Genomic DNA, 450 nt, shown 5'->3' with positions numbered 1-450 from the left:
GGGTGGTTCAGGGCGCCGCCACGCTGACGGTACGGCTCCGGATCGTCGGCCGATGCCGGGCTGGCGCAGCATCAGAGGGCGGGTGGCGGTGGTCATCACGGTCCCCGTCTGCCTGCTGCTGGCGGTGGCCGGTCTCGCTGTGGACGGCCGCGCCGTGGCTCTCGGCGACGCACGGACGACCCGTGCCGAGGTCGGCCTCAGCCTGCGCGTCCAGGCGCTGGTGCACCAGCTGCAACGTGAACGCGGCCTGACCAACGGCCTGTTGGGCGGTGAGGAGGAGTTCCGCACATCACTCGCCGCTACCCGCAAGCGCGTTGACACCGCACTGCGCGGAATGCGCCCCGAAAGCGCGGTCGAGGATGTCATCCAGCGGCACCTGCGGCGCCTTGCCGAAGTTCGCGCCGCTGCCGACGGGGGCACCGCCGACCCGGCCGCGGCGCTCGGCGAAGT

The 450-nt window shown here is 72.9% G+C and carries 1 protein-coding gene; it reads left to right on the top strand.

The annotated features are described in order from the left end of the window. A partial coding sequence (locus TN53_RS42390; RefSeq protein ID WP_199924763.1) for a nitrate- and nitrite sensing domain-containing protein occupies window positions 1–450 on the top strand: 450 nt, incomplete at both ends.

The sequence above is a fragment of the Streptomyces sp. WM6386 genome (genome assembly GCF_000972385.1).
Lineage (GTDB): Bacteria > Actinomycetota > Actinomycetes > Streptomycetales > Streptomycetaceae > Streptomyces.
The sequence above is the reverse complement of the archived record's forward strand: the minus strand, read 5'-3'. Positions and strand labels throughout refer to the sequence as shown.